General features: G+C 60.5%; 13 protein-coding genes and 3 pseudogenes. 4 read left to right on the forward strand and 12 right to left on the reverse strand.

What is annotated here, in order from left to right; translation table 11 throughout:
* Positions 1-3 precede the first annotated feature (3 nt).
* The 4 genes and pseudogenes from MESCI_RS17390 to MESCI_RS17405 form a co-directional block, all read right to left on the reverse strand.
* Positions 4-1,044 (reverse strand): zinc-dependent alcohol dehydrogenase family protein, encoded by a 1,041-nt coding sequence (locus MESCI_RS17390; RefSeq protein WP_013531254.1) that lies wholly within the window; start codon positions 1,042-1,044, stop codon positions 4-6.
* A gap of 92 nt (positions 1,045-1,136) precedes the next feature.
* Positions 1,137-1,672 (reverse strand): annotated as a pseudogene (locus MESCI_RS17395) (DUF4262 domain-containing protein).
* The gene (gene maiA, locus MESCI_RS17400; protein ID WP_013531255.1) at positions 1,605-2,255 is read right to left on the reverse strand and encodes a maleylacetoacetate isomerase; all 651 of its coding nucleotides are present in this window, start codon (positions 2,253-2,255) and stop codon (positions 1,605-1,607) included. The pseudogene MESCI_RS17395 and the gene maiA overlap by 68 nt, the downstream one beginning before the upstream one ends.
* 4 nt (positions 2,256-2,259) lie before the next feature.
* The gene (locus tag MESCI_RS17405; RefSeq protein ID WP_013531256.1) at positions 2,260-2,955 is read right to left on the reverse strand and encodes a fumarylacetoacetate hydrolase family protein; all 696 of its coding nucleotides are present in this window, start codon (positions 2,953-2,955) and stop codon (positions 2,260-2,262) included.
* A gap of 174 nt (positions 2,956-3,129) precedes the next feature.
* Between MESCI_RS17405 and MESCI_RS17410 the strand changes: the two genes are divergently transcribed.
* On the forward strand, positions 3,130-3,813 hold the full coding sequence (locus MESCI_RS17410; protein ID WP_024503826.1) for a response regulator: 684 nt from the start codon (positions 3,130-3,132) through the stop codon (positions 3,811-3,813).
* A 23-nt stretch (positions 3,814-3,836) separates the two neighbouring features.
* On the opposite strand, the gene MESCI_RS17415 is transcribed toward MESCI_RS17410, so the two are convergent.
* The 3 genes and pseudogenes from MESCI_RS17415 to MESCI_RS32665 form a co-directional block, all read right to left on the reverse strand.
* Entirely contained in the window at positions 3,837-4,298 is a 462-nt protein-coding gene (locus MESCI_RS17415) for a GNAT family N-acetyltransferase (RefSeq protein ID WP_164919922.1), read from the reverse strand.
* Between the two features lie 773 nt (positions 4,299-5,071).
* Complete coding sequence (locus MESCI_RS32660; RefSeq protein ID WP_245268644.1) at positions 5,072-5,431, reverse strand: hypothetical protein; 360 nt, start codon at positions 5,429-5,431, stop codon at positions 5,072-5,074.
* Between the two features lie 21 nt (positions 5,432-5,452).
* Positions 5,453-5,752 (reverse strand): annotated as a pseudogene (locus MESCI_RS32665) (transposase); the annotation flags it as partial.
* 103 nt (positions 5,753-5,855) lie between these two features.
* On the opposite strand from MESCI_RS32665, the pseudogene MESCI_RS17425 reads away from it, so the two are divergent.
* Positions 5,856-5,978, forward strand: a pseudogene (locus MESCI_RS17425) (LuxR C-terminal-related transcriptional regulator); the annotation flags it as partial.
* A gap of 125 nt (positions 5,979-6,103) precedes the next feature.
* Here the strand turns inward: MESCI_RS17425 and MESCI_RS17430 are convergent.
* The 5 genes from MESCI_RS17430 to MESCI_RS17450 form a co-directional block, all read right to left on the reverse strand.
* The gene (locus MESCI_RS17430) at positions 6,104-6,448 is read right to left on the reverse strand and encodes a hypothetical protein (protein ID WP_013531260.1); all 345 of its coding nucleotides are present in this window, start codon (positions 6,446-6,448) and stop codon (positions 6,104-6,106) included.
* Positions 6,445-9,447 carry an RHS repeat-associated core domain-containing protein gene (locus tag MESCI_RS17435; protein ID WP_164919923.1) on the reverse strand — a complete coding sequence of 1,001 codons (3,003 nt, stop codon included), beginning with the start codon at positions 9,445-9,447 and terminating at the stop codon, positions 6,445-6,447. The genes MESCI_RS17430 and MESCI_RS17435 overlap by 4 nt, the downstream gene beginning before the upstream one ends.
* 258 nt (positions 9,448-9,705) lie before the next feature.
* Positions 9,706-12,672: a toxin TcdB middle/N-terminal domain-containing protein gene (locus tag MESCI_RS17440; protein WP_013531262.1), complete on the reverse strand. Its 2,967-nt coding sequence runs from the start codon at positions 12,670-12,672 to the stop codon at positions 9,706-9,708.
* Between the two features lie 145 nt (positions 12,673-12,817).
* On the reverse strand, positions 12,818-14,158 hold the full coding sequence (locus tag MESCI_RS17445) for a hybrid sensor histidine kinase/response regulator (protein WP_013531263.1): 1,341 nt from the start codon (positions 14,156-14,158) through the stop codon (positions 12,818-12,820).
* 14 nt (positions 14,159-14,172) lie between these two features.
* Positions 14,173-15,357 (reverse strand): FIST signal transduction protein, encoded by a 1,185-nt coding sequence (locus tag MESCI_RS17450; RefSeq protein ID WP_050580471.1) that lies wholly within the window; start codon positions 15,355-15,357, stop codon positions 14,173-14,175.
* 263 nt (positions 15,358-15,620) lie between these two features.
* Between MESCI_RS17450 and MESCI_RS17455 the strand changes: the two genes are divergently transcribed.
* Complete coding sequence (locus tag MESCI_RS17455; RefSeq protein ID WP_013531265.1) at positions 15,621-16,118, forward strand: (2Fe-2S)-binding protein; 498 nt, start codon at positions 15,621-15,623, stop codon at positions 16,116-16,118.
* 123 nt (positions 16,119-16,241) lie between these two features.
* Complete coding sequence (locus tag MESCI_RS17460; RefSeq protein WP_013531266.1) at positions 16,242-18,590, forward strand: xanthine dehydrogenase family protein molybdopterin-binding subunit; 2,349 nt, start codon at positions 16,242-16,244, stop codon at positions 18,588-18,590.
* Positions 18,591-18,634 lie beyond the last annotated feature (44 nt).

The following is an 18,634-nucleotide window of genomic DNA, read 5'->3' on the forward strand; positions in this document are numbered from 1 at the left end:
CGCCTAAAATTTCGTCACCACCCCAATGCCGATGCCCTCGAAGCCGCCCATCGCCATCAAGGCTGCGGGCGCCTCGTCGAGGCTGATCCTCTTGCCGACGAGCAGTTCCGGCTTGAGCTTGCCGTGGCGGATCATCTCCATCATCGCGGGGTAGCGATAGGCCTGCATGCCGTGGCTGCCGAGGATTTCGAGCTCGAAGGCGATCACCTTGTCCATCGGCACCTGCGGCCGGGCATGCTCGCCCAGCATCAGACCGACCTGCACATGGCGGCCGCGCCGGCGCAGATTGGATATCGAATTGAACGAGGTGGTGGGGTGGCCGAGCGCGTCCATCGACATATGCGCGCCGCCATTGGTGATCTGCTTGACCGCCTTGACCACGTTCGGCGTTGTAGATGCATTGATGGTGGCGACGGCGCCGATCTTTTTGGCGAAATCCAGTTTCTCGTCGGTGAGATCGATGGCGATGACATTGGCGCCCATGGCGCTGGCAATCATAATCGCCGACAGGCCGACGCCGCCGCAGCCATGCACCGCGACCCATTCGCCCGGCTTCACCCGGCCCTGGTCGACAATGGCTCGAAACGAAGTGACGAAGCGGCAGCCGAGGCTGGCGGCGGTGGCGAATTCCATCTCGTCGGGCAGGCGCACAAGATTGGTGTCGGCATGTTCGATGGCGACATATTCGGCAAACGAGCCCCAGCCGGTGAAGCCAGGCTGTGTCTGGTGCTCGCAGACCTGGTGATTGCCCGAATTACACTCGAAGCAGCGGCCGCAGCCGACGGCGAACGGCACTGTGACGCGCTCGCCGGCCTTCCAGCGCGTGACCTGCTTGCCCGCGGCGACGACGATGCCGGCAAGTTCGTGGCCCGGCACGTGCGGCAGCGTGATGCCTTCGTCATGACCCATCCAGCCATGCCAGTCGCTGCGGCACAGACCGGTCGCCTCGACCTTGATGACGACGCCATCGGCTGCCGGCTTCGGATCAGGAATGGTCTGGATCCTCGGCGCTTCGCCGAATTTCTCGAAGACGACGGCTTTCATCGATAACTCCAAATAATTTCACGGACCACGCGCATCGAAGCGCGAAGATAGCCGATTCCTTGGCGCGGCGAGTCCGAAATTGATGCCGTCGATCAGGCCTGGGACGCGGGAGCCGTGTCGAGCAGCGGCTGCCAGGCTCGGAACCAGTCGTCGGCCTCAGCGTCCCATGGCCAGATGCCTTCAGTCGTAGGAAAAATCAGCTGCAAGACACGGAAATCCGGGCCGTCGTAGAACCAGAGATCCAGCCGAAATGCTCGGGGTAGTGCTCGATATGAACAGCGCCGAACTGGCAGTCGAAGTCTTTGACGAAGCCCGACGTTCGCTGTCCTGGTTCGAAAACCTCGCCTGAGTGGACCCGTCTGCAATACTCGTTGATGATGGACTGCGAGATTTCAGGCCTCAGACCTATCACGACCAATTCTGGAGCCCCGAAATTGTGCTCGATACCGACTGAATAGGCGAAGGGCGCCAGGTCGCCTTCCTCCAGCACGTACAGGATATGGCAGCCATAGGCCTCGATGTCGGCAAGCGCCTTTACTTCCTCTGGATCGGTGGCTTCTCTATTCGGCATCGATCTGGTTCTGGGGCGCCGCTTTCTTGAAGGCCGGCAGCGCCATGCAGGCGGCATTGATGCGCGCGATCGTCGGGTAGGGCGTCAGATCGACGCCAAAGCGGGCATTGCTGGCAATCTGTGCGGCGAGGCAGATGTCAGCCAGACCCGGCGCGTCGCCATGGCAGAATGTTCCGGTCTCCGCCGACAAGGCCAGGATCTTTTCAAGCGGCTGAAAGCCCTCGTTCACCCAGTGGCGGAACCAGTTGACGACGTCCTCGTCGCCGGCGCCGAACAGCGTGCGCAGCGAGGTCAGCACGCGCAGATTGTTCACCGGGTGGATGTCGCAGGCGATCATCTGCGCCAGCATTCTGACCCGTGCCCGACCGGCCGCATCCCCTGGCAATAGCGGTGGTTCCGGGCTGGTCTCGTCGAGGAATTCGATGATCGCCAGCGATTGCGTCAGCAGCGTGCCGTCGCCGAGCACCAGCGCCGGCACCAGCCCTTGCGGATTGACCGCGAGATAGGCTGGTTCGAGGTGCTCGCCATGGCGCAAATGATGCGGGACGTAGTCGTAGCTCAGCCCCTTCATCTCCAGCGCGATCCGCACCCGATACGAGGTGGAGGAGCGGTAGTAGTTGTGCAGGACGAGTTCGCTCATGGCCTCACTTCGGCTGGCCGATGGTCACTTCGATGGTCCCGATGCCGTCGACGCCGCCGGTCATCGTGTCGCCGGGGCCAACCGCGCCGACGCCTGCCGGCGTACCGGTGAAGATCAGGTCGCCGGGCTCGAGCTCCATCGCCTCGCTGCAGATCGACACGATATCCGGTATCGGCCAGATCAGTTCGGCGAGGTCGGCATCCTGCCTGACCTTGCCGTTGACGGCGAGCCAGATGCGGCCCTTTTGCGGATGTCCGGATTTCGCCGCAGGGACCAGCGGGCCGCAAGGGGCGGAGCGGTCGAAGGCCTTCGACCAGTCCCAGGGCCGGGCAGCCTTTTTGGCCTCGTCCTGCAGGTCGCGGCGGGTGAGGTCGATGCCGACGCCGTAGCCCCAGACATGGTCCAGCGCCTTGTCGCGGGCAATGCGGAAGCCGGCTTTGCCGATCGCGGCCACCAGTTCGATCTCGTGGTGCAGATTGGCCGTCAGCGGCGGGTAGGGGATAGCGGTGCCGGAATCGACCACCGCGTCGGCCGGCTTGGTGAAGAAGAAGGGCGGATCACGCTCGTCATTGCCGAATTCGCGGGCATGCGCCGCGTAGTTGCGGCCGACGCAGTAGATACGGCGCACCGCAAAACGATCGGACGAGCCGGCAACGGCCACCGATGCGGTTGCGGGCAGGGGAAGGACGAATTCTGTCATCAAGGGTCTCTGCTTGGTTGCCGGAGCATTCGATCGATTTAGGGCCTGGACAAGGCGATCTGGTCGAGAAAGTGCCGGCGGCACTTTCCGTCGGAGATGGCGATATACTATTTGGCAATAATCTGGCCATGGTGGAGAGGTTATTCTAATTGCTCACGAACTGAAATGAACCCCATGACCGCAACCCACGATCGCGCCCGGTTCCTGATCATCGACGACCATCCGCTGTTTCGTGAGGCGCTGCACAGCGCCGTGCAGATGGCCTATCCGGAAGTCGACACGGTGGAGGCGCGCTCGATCACCGAGGCGCTCGATCTTCTGGCCGATGCCAAGCCGTTCGACCTCGCGCTTCTCGACCTCTCGATGCCCGACGTGCACGGTTTTGACGGCCTGCTGCAACTCCGGACCCGCTATCCGCGCCTGCCCGTGGTGATCGTCTCTGGTTACGAGGAGCCGAAGATCATTTCCGAAGCGCTGTCCTATGGCGCTGCCGGCTTCATCCCGAAATCGGCGCGCAAGAGCGACCTCGCCGCAGCCATCCGCTCGGTGATGGAAGGCGCGATCTATGTGCCGGAGACCTATGAAGGCCGGCCGCCGGACGCCGACAGCGCCGACCGCGCCGACATGGTGCAACGCCTGTCGACGCTGACGCCGCAGCAACTGCGCGTGCTGCAGATGCTGCGCCAGGGCCTGCTCAACAAGCAGATCGCCTACGAGCTGCAGGTGGGAGAGACCACGGTGAAAGCGCATGTGTCGGAAATCCTGCGCAAGCTCAATGTGTACAGCCGCACGCAAGCGGTGATCGAGGTGTCGAAGCTGGACAATGCGGAGTTGTTTCGCGATCAGGCTGGGTTTTGAGGGCGGGCGTCCACCGTCATGGCTCATGACAGCGAAAGTCTCATCAGCGGGCGGGCCGCATCGCGGTGCGCGATGGCTTGGAAACCTGCGCTCTCGAAGGTCGACACGTAGCCGCTACCCGTTGCGCTCGGCGACTTGCCGCCATCGAGCGGCATCGCCTCGATCGCCTTCGCGCCATGTCGTCTTGCGTGAGCGATGCTCGCCTCGATCAGCGTTCGCGTCATCCCGCGGCGACGATAGCCCTTGCGGACGTAGAAGCAGGAGATGAACCATGTCTCTTCCCTGCGATCTTCTGCCCCGATCCATCTTTTCTTCAGGTAAGGCACGGCTTCGATGGGCGTGATTTGGCACCACCCGACGGCCATTTCTCCATCGAAGGCCAAAAGGCCCTGAGGCACATCGCCCGATAGCGCCGCTTGCTGAAATTCGTGCCGATTCCGATCGGGCGGCTGCTTTCGGTAAGCCGGGCCGATCCTGCCATACATGCACCAGCAACGACCGACAGGCCCGCTCGCCGAAAACAGATCCACGAGTGCCGGCCAATTCTGTCGAGAAAGCGGTTCGACTCGAAAGCTCATTGCCCACAAACGCCGACAGTCGCCATCGGGTTCGGTTGCCGCGCAGCAATGTCCGCTTTCTCGTCCATCGCGACGGCGCCGAAGCGGCCTTGCCAGAAATGCCCGGTTTTCCTTTGTCGTGTGTGGATGACCCCGGCATAGGCACGGTGCACCTTGGCGAGCGCACGACGCAGGCTAGGCACCATGCCCAGATGCCGAAACCGGCGGCACGGCAATGCTCGACCAGTAGGGTCTTGTAGAGACTTGGCGCGCCCGTTACCGCGTTGCCTTATGTGGTGAGGCAGGCCGGGAACGACAATGCGGCAAGGCGGGCCATGCGGTCAGTCTACATAAGGCGATGCTGGCAAATAGGGTAAAAAGTGCACTGTCACTGTAATTCTTCTATTCAGAAATAATATCGGTATATATCTCAATTATCTGCTCTATCCCCGTGTCGTAGTTCAGGTTAGCAGAGGATATTTTTGTCAATTTGTTGATCTATTAGTTTGTCTCCTATTATTCTATAATTGATTTCATTGATGTATTCTTAGTATTTTTCTTAAAGGAATCATATTCCCCAATATCTCTCTGATCATGGAAAGGATAATGGATGCTGTCAAATACAGCTGCCAATATCGAAAATTCCTTGGCGGTGAACTTATATTCTTTCATATTGTCACTGATTAAATCCTGGGGTTGAATTACGGTGACAGCGCACTATTTTCCTTTGACCGCCTGCCTCGCTTCCGCAATTTCACGGCTTTTCCGGTTTTCCCGAAAATCCGGTCCTGAAATGCCTCGCTGCCCGCCGGGCGACCGATGCTCTCGGCCTTGCGCAAGGCGTCGAACGCCGCGACATCCGTGTCGAGCAGATCGAATAATCCGATCGACGACGGCAACCGGTCCTTCATCGGCCGCAAATCCGTGACGTCATCGGGTTCACCTGTCAGATGTGCCCGAGCGTTTGACCAGGGCCAATCCGCCGCCTGCTTTGCCAGTCCGGCGCGCACGGGATTCAGCCCGACATAACGTACCGCCGACAGGAGATGATCCTCGTCCATGGCGACGGCGCCGAAGCGGCCTTGCCAGAAATGACCGGTTTTCCTTTGTCGAGCGTGGATAACGCCTGCATAGGCACGGTGCACCTTGGCGAGCGCACGCCGCAGGCCATCCGGGTCGGCTGGCGTGAGGATCAGGTGCACATGGTTCGGCATCAGGCACCACGCCCAGATGCCGACACCGGCGGCGCGGCAATGTTCGACCAGCAGGTTTTTGTAGAGCGCGTAGTCTTGCGGCGTGAAAAACACCTTGGCGCGCCCGTTACCCCGCTGCGTCACGTGGTGCGGCAGGCCGGGAACGACGATGCGGGCAAGGCGAGCCATGTGGTCAGTTTATGCGCGGCGATGCCGGCGAATAAGGTAAAAAGTGCACTGTCACCGTAATTCGAGCAAACGGGGCAAAAGGTGCACTGTCACCGTAATTCCCACGGTGAAGGCGCACGTCTCGGAGATTCTGCGCAAGCTCAATGTCTACAGCCGCACGCAAGCGGTGATCGACGTTTCGAAGCTGGACAATGCGGAGCTGTTTCGCGATCAGGCGGGGTTTTGAGCTTTTACCCGTCACCTCGTTGCTTCACATGGTGTGGCAGCCCGGGAACGATAATGCGGGCAAGGCGAGCCATGTGATCAATTTACACACAATGACGGCCGGGCGAAGATGGTAAAAGGACACTGTCACTGCAATCCGAGAAGTTGCTCGACACTCTCTCTTGTGATCGGACCATATAGCGGCGGTGTCGATAGGGTTGTAATAACCATCTTTATCCAATTGGCATCTGATCCATAAAATGCTATATCGTCTCGAAGTTCTATTGCGTCTGCCCATGCTTCTAGATCAGTTTTGCTCAAATTTCCATCTAGAAATCTCTTCATAACGCTCTCAACATCTGTTCGATTTAAAATAACAGGATCTCCATCATAATCCCAAGAAAAAGTATTTAAGGCATTTATACATGAATCTATTGGTTTCTCCAATCCTATCAAAGATTTTACCGCCTTTATCCTATCTTCGTTGATCATTTGCTGACCTCGTGATCGTTGACGCTAACCGCTGACCCTTTGTCAGATCCGCTACCGCCGCTTCCGGACTTAGGACTGTCAGCCTTCGATAGCTTATCTTTGTTGGAAACTAGCCCCCCAAGCGGGTCGAACACTTTCTTGCTGTAACTTAGGGTTTTTCCGTTCATGTCGACCACCTTCTCATACGTGGCATAGGAACCGGGAACCTTCCCAGGTGAAACGGTTGTAAAAGTTGCAGTGCCTTTTTGGACAGATATGGAAACATTCTCAGTTGAATTGCTCGGCACTTTACCCATGTAGTTTTTAAAGCTTGACAACTGAGAGGAGCTTAATTTTTCTGTTACTGTATCCAAGGCCTTTTTCATAGCTTCCGACCTGGATAGCGCCACTGCCCCAACTGCGCCAGCCGGAGCAATCAGCCCTGTCTCTGCGGCGACCATTTCGGTGGCAAACATTGCCGCTTCAGGAAAGGCAGCACTTACAGCTGCCGCTGCTTCCGGCGCTGCGACAACAGCTCCAACACCTAACGCGGCAATGCCTCCAATTGCCGCGCCTTTCGCGGCATCTTGCTCGACGTCGGCGAGGGCTTGTACTTGGGTTCCGACTTCCCGGTTGATGTAGCTTCTAGCGATACCCTGTAAATCGGCATGCCCATTGGCGTCACTCTTGTTTACCGGATCATTCTGAGCATAAGCATATCGGTTGGTGCCAACACCTTCCTTGGTCGGATCCCAATCATCCGGCGAAATGAACCTCCCCAGCACCGGATCCATGTATCGTGCATTGAGATACAGCAGGCCGGTCTCGGGATCGAAGCGTTCGCCGATGTAGTTCTTCTGCGTCTGGAAGCCGGTGTTGAGGCTTTCGCCATAGGTGGCGTAGCTGGTGGCGTCGACGACGGTGCCCGACATGTCGGTGACTTGGCGCACCGAGGCGAGATGTTCGCGGTGCAGGAAGTATTTGGTGGTGCCGACGACCTTGATGTCGGGATGCGGATAGCGCGTGTAGATCTCCGCGCCCGGTGTTGCCGGATTGATCTCGACATTGGCGTCGGGATAGAGCGTCGTGGCGAAACTGGATGACTTCTTGGCCCGCGCACCATCAGGTCCATAGGCGAAATTGACGGTGTTGGAGGCGCGGGTGACCGTCTTGAGGCGATTGGCCTCGTCCCACACAAAGGTGCGGCTGCCGTCCGAGGTCAAATTGCCGTTGGCGTCGTAGGCCATCGCATTGGCGCCGACCGAAATTGGCGCATGCGGACGAGCGGCGCTGGCCGGGGGATAGACATAGGTGCCGGCGACGCGGGTGCGCGAAGTCATGTTGTCGTTGGCGGCGTAGACAAACGTCTCGTCCAGCGTGTTGTCGCCGAGATTGTCGGCCGTGGTCAGCCGATCGGCACTGTCATAGACATAGTGCCAGCTGTTCGGACCCGTGGCCGAGGTTCCAGCGATGTCGGTAATTCGGCCGAGGCTGTCACGGGTAAACTGGCGATCCATTACTGTCCCGGCGCCGAGCGTGGTGGTTATCCGAGTCAGCCAGCGCCGCGTCGGCGAGTAGGTGAAGGACGTTTTCACGCCATTGGCGTAGGTGATCTCCTTGGTCTGGCCGTCAGCTTCGTAGAGCGTCGAGGTGATGAAGCCGGGCGCCGAATAGAGCTTTTTGCCGGCGGTGTATTGCAAATGCGCTGTCGGCGTGCCGAAGTCGAGCTGCACGGGAAAATACTGGCTGCGAAGCGTCTGGCCGGAGCCGTCGTGGACGTTGAACGTCGTGTGGGTGATCCCCGCGATGGTGGCATCCTGACGGGCGACCTTGCCGAGACCGTCATAATTGTAGAGCTGCACGGCGGCGGCGTTTTCCGAGCGGGTCAGTTGGCCGATGTTGTAGTAGCCTGACGCCGCCTGATCGTAGGTGTTCTGCGTCAGCGTCACCGGGCTGCCGCCCGGCGCGGTTGCCGTCTTCAGCGTCAGCCGGTCCATCTGGTCATAGGCGAGCGTGGTGACCGTGCCCCTGGCATCGGTCTGTTTGATCAGCCGGTTGGCGGCATCATAGACATAGGTCCAGGTGCCCAAATCGGGATCCGACGCCGACAGCCGGTTGCCGACCAGGTCGTAGGTGTAGGACCAGTTCGAGCCGCCGGGATCGCTGACGCTGATCAGCCGGCTCAGCAGGTCGTAGCTGCGGTATTCGGTCAGTGCCATGCCAACGACGTCGCGTACCACCGCTGTGGTATCGCTATGTGTCGACGTTACGGTTTTGGTCTGATGACCAAGTTCGTCAGTGAGCACTACCCCATAAAGCCACGGATTGAAGCTGCTCGAGGTTGCAAGATAGTGGAAGTAAGTGCGTTGGCTGGCATCCGGATTGACCGTCTTCACCAGCCGGTCGGCCCAGTCGTAGGAGTTGGTGGTCCATTGCGCGGCCTCGCCGACAAAGCGCGGGAAGGCGGTGCGCAGTACATTGCCGCGCGGGTCGTAGTCGGTGTCGGCGATGCGACTTGGCCCTGCCGCCGTCTCGCCGGAGGTTTCGACGCGATAGACCCGGCCAAGCCCGTCATAGTAGGAGCGGGTAAAGGTTTCCCCGACCCAATCGGGCAGCGGCGTGTATTCGACCAGCGCTTGTGTCGCCGGATTGCCCTCGTTCTCGAAGCGCGGCCTGACATAGGGGCCAAGCACGTTCTGCTGCACATAGTATGGCCGGCAGAAGGCGTCATAGGTGAAGGTCTTGATGATGCCGTTCGGATCAGTCTTCGTCGCCGGCAGCCCGCACACGACATTGTAGGTGGCGGTCGAAACGAAGCGGGTATCGGCCGGCTGCCCGCCGGTGGCAAAATAGCGCGATGCCCGCTCGGTTACCGGATAGAGATGATAGGTGGGGTCGTAATCCCATTCGGTCTTGTGACCGAGGTCATTGGTTGACGAGACCCTGTTGCCATAGGTGTCGTAGGTGAAATACTGATTAACCGTCTTGCTCGCTGAGACATCGCTGAAGGTTTGCGCCAAGGTCAGATTGCCCTTGTTCGGCACTGCCCAAACGTCGCTTGTGTTGCCGTCGTAGTAATTGTGCCGATAGCTGACATAAGGGTCTGCTGCATTGAGCCCGGCATGCGTGCGTTCGGCGATCGGGGCCGAGACGATATAGGCCGATGTGTTGGGCGAGAAGAAGCGTTCCGTCCAGGTTTCGTCGCCGCCGAGATCGGTGCGGCCATAGTCCTTGATGCTGGTGACATTGTTGTAGGCATCGAAGCCCCGCTCGACCCGCTAGCTGCGCGCAACATTCTCGGTCAGCGTCGTGTCGGTGGCCGTGTTCTGCACGGTGTAGGGTTTTGCCGTCGTGTTGACCGCATAGGTCTCGGCCACCTGCTTGTGGACGACGCCGGCGCCATCCTTCCACACCGTCAGCGACGGCAGGCCAAAGCTTGCCAGGTCCTGGCGATAGGTGGTCTCGATCTTCGAGGGGGCCGTCTCGCCATTGGCCAGCGGTTTTGTCTCGACGATCGAGGCGAAGCCCAGGAATTTGCGCGCCGCCGGATCGTATTTGCCGCCGGCATAGGTGTAGGTGCTCACCGCCGTCTGGCCGCGCCCATCGCCGACCGAGAGTTTTGTCACCGCATGCACGACCTGCGGCAGGTAGTTGTTCGCCCAGGTCGATGATGACGCGTACTCGACCGCGACCGTGCCGCCCAGTTCCGTGGTGACCTGCCGAAGCAGGTTCGGATTGCCCGTGCCCGCGTTCGAGATGAACATGCTGGTGCTGTAATTGGTAAAGTCAGGCAATCCATCGCCGTTGAAATCGCCGATGGTGACGCCTGCCATAATCGACGCCGGCAGTGTAAACTGCACGGGTGTCATTGATGTGGACGAGGGGCGAAGAGAAAACGCCCTGACGGTGTGGGGTTCCAACGGTTGAGTACTGAACGCGTCACCAGCAATCGTAATGACATCCATCCGCCCGTCGTTGTCAAAGTCACGAAGAACCGCAGAGTTGCCAGCGATAGACGACACCGAGTAATTCTTGAAACCGACACCCGTCGACAGCCATACACTGGCGGTGTCATCACTGCCCTTATATCGAAACAGATCCGTTGCACCGTCGCCGTTGAGGTCCCCAAGTACGCAAGGGCCATCTTGTCGGAAACAAGTAATCGGGAACGAAGCACCATTTGGCTTCCAGCTACCGCTCGACAAACCGCCCTTTATGACACTGGAAGGAGCGCGCGCAAACAACGGCTGTTGACGGCCGCCGCCTAGGAAATCGCCAACTCCAACCATACTATCTATAAATGGGTTCAGTCCATTATTGGGGTTGATCGTGTCGATGCCGTCACCGTCAGCGTCGGTGATGGTCGCCGCAGGTGGTCCGCTGGTTTGACCCGACGGAATTGCATAGCATACCTCCTGATAGCCAACGGGAGCGGTCAGGTTGCACGCGGCAGCAGTCATTGCCAGTGCGGCGTCTGTTTTAACGATCGACTTGGTCGTGGTTGTCGTGACCTGACCTGTCGCTCCATTAGTCTGGGAGACTGATGTGGATTCCGCAAAATCGATCGTGGGCTTCGTCGAAACAAATCGTCCCGGCTGAGAAAAGAAGGCTGGATTGTCGTCGATATCTCCCGCGCCTACGACCTTGGCAATGATAGGATTCGGAAATCCGCTCTGTGAAAAAGTTACGATTCTTTTTGTTCTCGATAGACTTACACTTGGAGAGCCATTGTGGCCGCCACCATTATAGGTTTTCAAGACAAAATCGCCGAACATCTCATCTCGGCCATCAAAATCGAGATCGCTTACCTCCAGAGTCCCTGAATCATTTGCTTTCCTTATTGAGGCCAAAGCTGACGTGTTTATGGGCGAATACACCCCATCGGTATTCTGATAGGTCATCTGGCCAAGCACTTTCGCGGTGCCGCCGGTGATGGTGCCGTCGACGGTGCCAGTGGCATCGGTGCCATAGCGGGTGACCTGGGTCAGACGTGAGGTGTTGGAGAACGGCGCCTGGTCGTAGGTCAGTTTGTAGGCGCCGCGCACGACGCCGTTGACGGTCACGCCGATCGTCTTGATGCGCTGGCTAGTCTCGGAAATATCGCGGCCGTTGCCCATCAGGATCACGTCCGGACGGGTCTCGTAGTAGAAGGTGATCGCGGTGCCGTTGTAGGTGACACTCGCCGGATAGCAGACCGGGCTTGCCGGGCAAGAGTAGCTGTAGGTGACTGTGTTGCCATTGGTGTCGCTGACTGAGGTCAACAGCCAGTGGTAGCTGGTGGCAAGATCATAGGCCGGCGTGCCGGCGGTTGGCGTCAGATTGGCAACCGCCGCCACTGAGCGGAACGTCGAGACGGTGCCGTCGCGATCGGTCACCTTCCATTCATTGCTGGTGCTGTTGAGCGCAATGCGGCGGTAGGATTCATTTTCGGTCGCATGCGTGCCGCCGGTCGAACACGACGGGGAGACCATGCCGGCAACGCAGGCGACCATGGCCTGGCCGTCGAACAGGTAGACGTCATTGGCATCGTAAGCCGGCATGCCATAGCCCGGACTTGCCCGCTCGATGACGTCAAAACCATCGAGCCCCCAGGCATATCCGAGCCAGCCCTGATAGAGACCGCCAAGCTTGGTCTTGCGCGAGGAATTGTAGTTCAGCGCGACCTGCGGCTCGATGCCGTGGAAGGCAGGAACATCGATGCCGATGGCATAGCCGAGATTGCCGTTGCCCGATGTCTTCGGCAGGTCCACCTTCGAGGTGCCGATCGCCTCGGGATCGCCGCTCTCCGCCGTCGTGGCGGCTGCGACCGCTGCCTGCGCCTCAGGCGCAGCTTCGGCATCGGTCGTCTTGGCTGCCGCGCCGGATTTGGCATCCGTCGTCTTTGTGCTGGTGGTTTTGGCATCAGTCGGCTTGGCGGCCGTTGCCTTGGCATCAGTCGGCTTGGCGCCAATCTTGGCCGCCGCATCCGGACTGCCGGTGGCCGCCCCACCTGATGCCGCATCTCCCGCCGCACCCGCCGACGCGCCTGACGCTGGCGTGCCATCGGCCGGCTTCCCGCTGCCCAGCGCCGCGCCGCCATTGCCGTAGCCGACAGGCGCAGATGTGCCAAGACCGGGCGAAGTGCCTTGCGCTTCTTGCGCAAGAGCCTCTATCCCTGCATTTCCTCTAATATAAGATATGAAAGATGTATCCACGCCGAATACACCAGCGGCAAGCAAAGCCGCGCCAAGAAGCAACCGTTTCATGAAATCCCCCGACCCAGTTGCTTACAGATACTCCTCCTTCATTTGGCCGATACGACACCAACTGGTCACGCCAGGAATATCCACAGATTTATTTGCCGGAGGACGCGCTCCTTTCAAGACGATCGGAATAGCGCGTGAGAAGTGATCAGGCCAGCAGATGCGCCAGAAGCGCCCTTAGTTGCGCCGGCTTCAGCGGCTTGCGCATCAGTTCGATGCCGCCGGAGCGGGCGGCTTTGGCGACCGCTTCCGAACTGTCGGCGGTGACGATCAGCGCCGGCACGGCGCGGCCGAGATAGTCGCGGACTTCGGCGATGGTCGTGGTGCCGAGATCGCCGCCGTCGAGATGCTGGTCGGCAATGACGATGTCGGGCACCCAGTCGGTGTCGCCAAGCATGTCGAGCGCATCGTCGGTCGAGGTCGCGGCCCGCACCAGGCATTGCCAGCGTTCGAGGAGGAAGGTCATGGCCTGCAGCACTTCGATATCGTTCTCGACCAGCAGCACCTTGGTGCCGAACAGGCCATAGCCGCGCGGCCGTTCCATGTCGGCAACGCTGGCGATGGCATCGGCTGGCGCACCGATGCCGACGGGTACATCGATGTGGAAGATCGTGCCGCGTCCGACCTTCGACGAGAATGTCACGGGATGACCGAGCGCGCTGGCCATGCGGCGCACGATGGCGAGCCCGAGCCCGAGACCGCCACCGTCCAGTTCGGCATTGGCCGGCGAGGTGCCGCGGTGGAACTCCTCGAACACCGCCTCGCGCTGGTCGTCGGGAATGCCGCAGCCCGTGTCGGCGACGTCGATGCGGATGGTGTCGCCGCGATGCCTGGTGCCGACAAGCACGCCGCCCGAGCGTGTATAGCCCAGCGCGTTGGAGAGAATGTTCTGCAGGATACGGCGCAGCAGCGTGCGGTCGGAGCGGACCACGGCATGGACCGGCCGGAATTTCAACGACAGGCCTTTCATCTCCGCCACCGGCAGGAAATCCGAGCGGAGCGACGAGAACAGCGCCTCCAGGCTGACGTCGCTTATGTCGGGCTGCACCACGCCGGCATCGAGCTTGGAGATGTCGAGCAGGGTTCGCAGCAGGTCCTCCATCGTCTCCAGCGAGCGCTCGACCTGCCGCACCAGTTTCTTGCCCTCGTCGCTGGTCTGAACTTCGGCGAGCGCCGAAACCGAAAGGTGGGCGGCATTCAGCGGCTGCAGCACGTCGTGACTGGCAGCGGCGAGGAAACGGGTTTTTGACAGGTTCGCCAGTTCGGCGTTTTCCTTGGCGGCACTGAGGTCAATGTTCGACTGCTCCAGCCGCCGCAAGGTCGAGTGAAGTTCCTCGGTACGTGTACGCACCCGGTTTTCCAGCGAGATCGTGGTCTGGAACAGCGAAAAGGCGTTGCCTTGCTGGTCCATCGAGCGCTCGACGCGGCTGACCAGTGCCGCGTTGATCTTCTTCAGCTTTTCAAGATCGTTTATGTCCCTCAGCGGCATCTTGTTGCGCCGTCCTATTCCGCCGCCTGGCGCTCGCCGAAGGCGATGCCGGTGAAAGTCTGGTTCAGATGCATCGACCGGTACTGTTCGCCATAGGTGCCGAAGCCGATGACATTGTTGACCCGGTAGAGTTCCGAGATCTCGCGAAACACCTGCCGATTGCGTGCGTCCAGCCGGCGCAGCACGCAGTCGAAGCCGAGGATCATGTCGATACCGCCAAGCCTCTCCTCGACGTCGCGCAGGGCGGCGCGCGTCGATTCCACCATGTCCTTGGGCTGAGCGATCGACAGCACGACGCCATCGTCTATGGCGCAGAAGAACGACAGCGAGCCGTCGGCATGCATCTTCTGGATCGACCGGCAATAATATTGTCCGCCCACCTTCACCACCACGGGATGCGAGGCGAAGCTCAGTGGCGTCAGCATCTGCGCGACGATACCGACGGACGCGGCATATTCCTGCGCCGCATTGGTGGCGTTGAACTCGCGCACGATGCGGTGATCTGGATCGGAAGCCGTCACAACCAGTTTCTCATCGGTGGGAACGAAATTGTCGGTCTTGAAGACATGGAAGGGAATTTCGGTCGATATCAGCACGATGATGGCGCTGTCGGAGGTGACCTTGCCGTTCGAGATCAGGCGCGTCGTCTCGAATTTCAGATCGTCGCCGGCGGAGCCGCCAAGCAGCGGAATGTCATCGAGACCCCAGTGGATGGCTGAACTCACCGCTTCTTCGGCATAGGAGAGCCCGTCGATGAAGCAGAGCGCGAAAGTGCCTTTGGTCCGATCGCAACCGAGGCGCGCGCGCAGCGATCGCCGCAGGGTCTCGACCTCGCCGGTGATCCTGTCCATACCCGACGAGGACAGATTTTCGACCATCACGCTGACGGCGGTAAACGCGGGGGACGGAAGCAGCATGGCCAGCACATGACCATCCTCGAGACCTTGCGGCGTGATCTCGCCGGCAGTCGAGCAGCCGGCGTGGTGGAGCGCCGGCGCGTGGGTCATGAGCGCCTGGGAAAGGGCGCTGGCTTCGACCAGGCTCTGGGAAAAGAACAGCAGGGCAAAGCCCGCGTCGATGGCGGCTGCTTCCAGTGCGATCGCCTTGGCGAACGCCTCCATGTCGGGCTCGTCCGTGGTGAGCGCCGACAGGCCGCATGCATAGCGCGTCTGTGAATTGGCCAGCGATGTTCTCCGCATTTCCTCCGACGCTTTTTTGTGCGCGGCTGTTTTAAATGCTTCTGGCGCGCGGGCGTCGACCGACATTGTTGCCTTCAATCGGCGGTTTGGCAATGGGGCCACCGGCACCGCATGTTTGGGGGCGGCCATGACCGAAAGTACAATGTGCCGCGTTTGCGACGTGCTGTTTTTTGTCCGATGTGCGGTGTACCAATAACGCATGGCCGATGCGCCAACGCCGCGTTGGCAACGTGATGACCAAGGTTGATACCCAGGGAGGGACCATGTCGGACGTTTCGTTGATGGTGAACGGAAAGCGGGTCAGCGGTGCTGCCGAGGACCGAACACTTCTGGTTCACTTCCTGCGGGAAAATCTCGGCCTTACCGGCACGCATGTCGGTTGCGACACCTCGCAATGCGGTGCCTGCGTCGTCCACGTCGACGGCAAGGCGGTCAAATCCTGTACGATGCTCGCGGTGCAGGCCTCCGGCTCGACCGTGTTGACGATCGAGGGCCTGGCCAATGGCGCCGACCTGCATCCGGTGCAGGCCGCCTTCAAGGAACATCACGGGCTGCAGTGCGGCTTCTGCACGCCGGGCATGATCATGACGGCGACCGACATGATCGGCCGCCACCCCGAAGGGCTCGACGAGGCGACGGTGCGTGCCGAGCTCGACGGCAACATCTGCCGCTGCACCGGCTACCACAACATCGTCAAGGCGATCCTCGCCGCATCGACGACGATGAAGGGGTCGAAGGGTAAGGCGAAACAAGCTGCTTAGGCAAGGGAATATGGGAGTAGGGCAGTAGGGGAGTAGGGCAAGAAGGCCAACGCAACGAGGCCCTTTTTCCTACTCCCTTACTCCCCTGCTGCCCTACTCCCATAAATTCCGGAGGAATTTCTGATGGGCATTGAAGGTGTTGGCGCTCGGGTCGCGCGCAAGGAAGACAAACGATTCATCACGGGCGCCGGCCGCTATGTCGACGACATGGTGGTTCCCGGCATGAAGCACGCCGCCTTCGTGCGCAGTCCGCACGCGCATGCGCAGATCAAGAAGATCGATGTGAAGAAGGCCCAAGGCATGCCCGGCGTCATCGGCGTGCTGACCGGCAAGGAACTCAAGGCCGATGGCATCGGCAATCTCATCTGCGGCTGGATGATCCACTCCAAGGACGGCTCGCCGATGAAGATGGGGGCATGGTCGCCACTCGCCTTCGACCGGGTCCGTTATGTCGGTGACGCCGTCGTCATTGTCGTCGCCGAGACCAAGGGGCAAGCGCGTGACGCCGCCGAGGCGGTCGAGATCACCTACAAGGAGTTGAAGGCCGTCGTCGACGCCTCCAAGGCGATGGACAAGGGTGCGCCGCAGATCCACCCCGAAGCGGACAACAATCTGATCTTCGACTGGGACATTGGCAATGCCGACGACACGGAAGCGGCCTTCGGGAAGGCAGCCCATGTGGTCAAGATGGACATCATCAACAACCGGCTGGTGCCTAACGCCATGGAGCCGCGCGCCGCACTTGGCCATTACGACAAGGCCGAGGATCACTACACCTGCTGGACGACCTCGCAGAACCCGCATGTGGCGCGGCTGGTGATGAGCGCCTTCTACAATGTCGCGCCGGAAAACAAGCTGCGCGTGATCGCGCCCGATGTCGGCGGCGGTTTCGGCTCGAAGATCTACATCTATCCCGAAGAGATCGTCTGCCTGTGGGCGTCGAAGAAGACCGGCGTGCCGGTCAAATGGGTGGCTGACCGGACCGAGAGTTTTCTGACCGACGCGCATGGCCGCGACCATCACACCCATGCTGAAATGGCCTTCGACAAGGACCACAGGATCCTCGGCCTGAAGGTCGAAACCCAGGCCAATCTCGGCGCCTATATGTCGCTGTTTTCGTCGGCGACGCCTACCTACCTCTATGCGACGCTGCTGTCGGGCCAGTACAATATCCCGGCCATCCACGCCAATGTGAAGGCGATCTATACCAACACCGCGCCCGTCGATGCGTATCGCGGGGCAGGGCGGCCGGAAGCGACCTTCGTCATGGAGCGCATGATGGAGACGGCGGCCCGCCAGTTCGGCGTCTCGCCGGCCGAGCTGCGGCGCAAGAACTTCGTCACAGCGTTTCCGCATCAGACGCCGGTCATCATGTGCTATGACGCCGGCGACTATGCCGCTTCGCTCGATGCGGCAATGAAGGCGTCGGATTATGCCGGCTTTGCCAAGCGCAAGGCCGCCGCCGCCAAGAAGGGGCTGCTGCGCGGCATTGGCATGAGCTGCTACATCGAAGCCTGCGGCATCGCGCCGTCTGCTGCCGTCGGCTCGCTCGGCGCCGGTGTCGGCCTTTGGGAATCGGCGGAAGTGCGCGTCAACGCGGTCGGCACGATCGAGGTGCTGACTGGCTCGCACAGCCACGGCCAGGGCCATGAGACGACCTTCGCGCAACTGGTCAACGAGCGCTTCGGCGTGCCGCTCGATTCGGTCTCGATCGTGCATGGCGACACCGACAAGGTGCAGATGGGCATGGGCACCTATGGCTCGCGCTCGGGTGCAGTCGGCATGTCGGCCATCGTCAAGGCCCTCGACAAGGTCGAGGCCAAGGCCAAGAAGATCGCGGCACACCTGCTCGAAGCCGACGAAGGCGATATCGTCATCGAGAATGGCGCGCTGAAGGTCGCCGGCACCGACAAGAACGTGCCGTGGTTCCAGATGGCGCTGGCCGCCTACACTGCCCACAACCTGCCGGGCGGCATGGAGCCCGGGCTGAAGGAGACGGCGTTCTACGATCCGTCGAATTTCACCTTCCCGGCGGGCTGCTATATCTGCGAGGTCGAGGTCGACCCGGAAACCGGCGTCACCGAGATCGTCCAGTTCGTCGCTGCCGACGATTTCGGCAACATCATCAACCCGATGATCGTCGAGGGCCAGGTGCATGGCGGGCTGGCGCAAGGCATCGGCCAGGCGCTGCTCGAAGGCGCCCATTATGACAATAGCGGCCAGCTTTTGACCGCGAGCTACATGGACTACACCATGCCGCGCGCCGGCGATCTGCCGTCGTTCAAGGTCTCGACCTCGAACACGCCATGCCCGGGCAATCCGTTGGGGATCAAGGGCTGCGGCGAGGCCGGCGCCATCGGCTCGCCGCCGGCGGTGATCAACGCCCTCACCGACGCCATCGGCAGCAACGATCTTGCCATGCCGGCTTCGCCGTCCACCGTCTGGGCCGCGATCCGCGCGACGAAACACTGAAAGCGAATAGCGAATAGGGAGTAGCGAATAGGGAAGAGAAGGCG

The sequence above is a fragment of the Mesorhizobium ciceri biovar biserrulae WSM1271 genome (assembly GCF_000185905.1).
GTDB lineage: Bacteria > Pseudomonadota > Alphaproteobacteria > Rhizobiales > Rhizobiaceae > Mesorhizobium > Mesorhizobium ciceri.

Coding starts and splice junctions, on each gene's coding strand:
- MESCI_RS17455 (WP_013531265.1), top strand. CDS start 15,621: ATGTCGGACGTTTCGTTGATGGTGAACGGAAAGCGGGTCAGCGGTGCT.
- MESCI_RS17415 (WP_164919922.1), bottom strand. CDS start 4,298: ATGTATGGCAGGATCGGCCCGGCTTACCGAAAGCAGCCGCCCGATCGG.
- MESCI_RS17410 (WP_024503826.1), top strand. CDS start 3,130: ATGACCGCAACCCACGATCGCGCCCGGTTCCTGATCATCGACGACCAT.
- MESCI_RS17430 (WP_013531260.1), bottom strand. CDS start 6,448: ATGATCAACGAAGATAGGATAAAGGCGGTAAAATCTTTGATAGGATTG.
- MESCI_RS17460 (WP_013531266.1), top strand. CDS start 16,242: ATGGGCATTGAAGGTGTTGGCGCTCGGGTCGCGCGCAAGGAAGACAAA.
- MESCI_RS17445 (WP_013531263.1), bottom strand. CDS start 14,158: ATGCCGCTGAGGGACATAAACGATCTTGAAAAGCTGAAGAAGATCAAC.
- MESCI_RS17450 (WP_050580471.1), bottom strand. CDS start 15,357: ATGCGGAGAACATCGCTGGCCAATTCACAGACGCGCTATGCATGCGGC.
- maiA (WP_013531255.1), bottom strand. CDS start 2,255: ATGAGCGAACTCGTCCTGCACAACTACTACCGCTCCTCCACCTCGTAT.
- MESCI_RS17390 (WP_013531254.1), bottom strand. CDS start 1,044: ATGAAAGCCGTCGTCTTCGAGAAATTCGGCGAAGCGCCGAGGATCCAG.
- MESCI_RS17405 (WP_013531256.1), bottom strand. CDS start 2,955: ATGACAGAATTCGTCCTTCCCCTGCCCGCAACCGCATCGGTGGCCGTT.
- MESCI_RS32660 (WP_245268644.1), bottom strand. CDS start 5,431: ATGGACGAGGATCATCTCCTGTCGGCGGTACGTTATGTCGGGCTGAAT.
- MESCI_RS17440 (WP_013531262.1), bottom strand. CDS start 12,672: ATGAAACGGTTGCTTCTTGGCGCGGCTTTGCTTGCCGCTGGTGTATTC.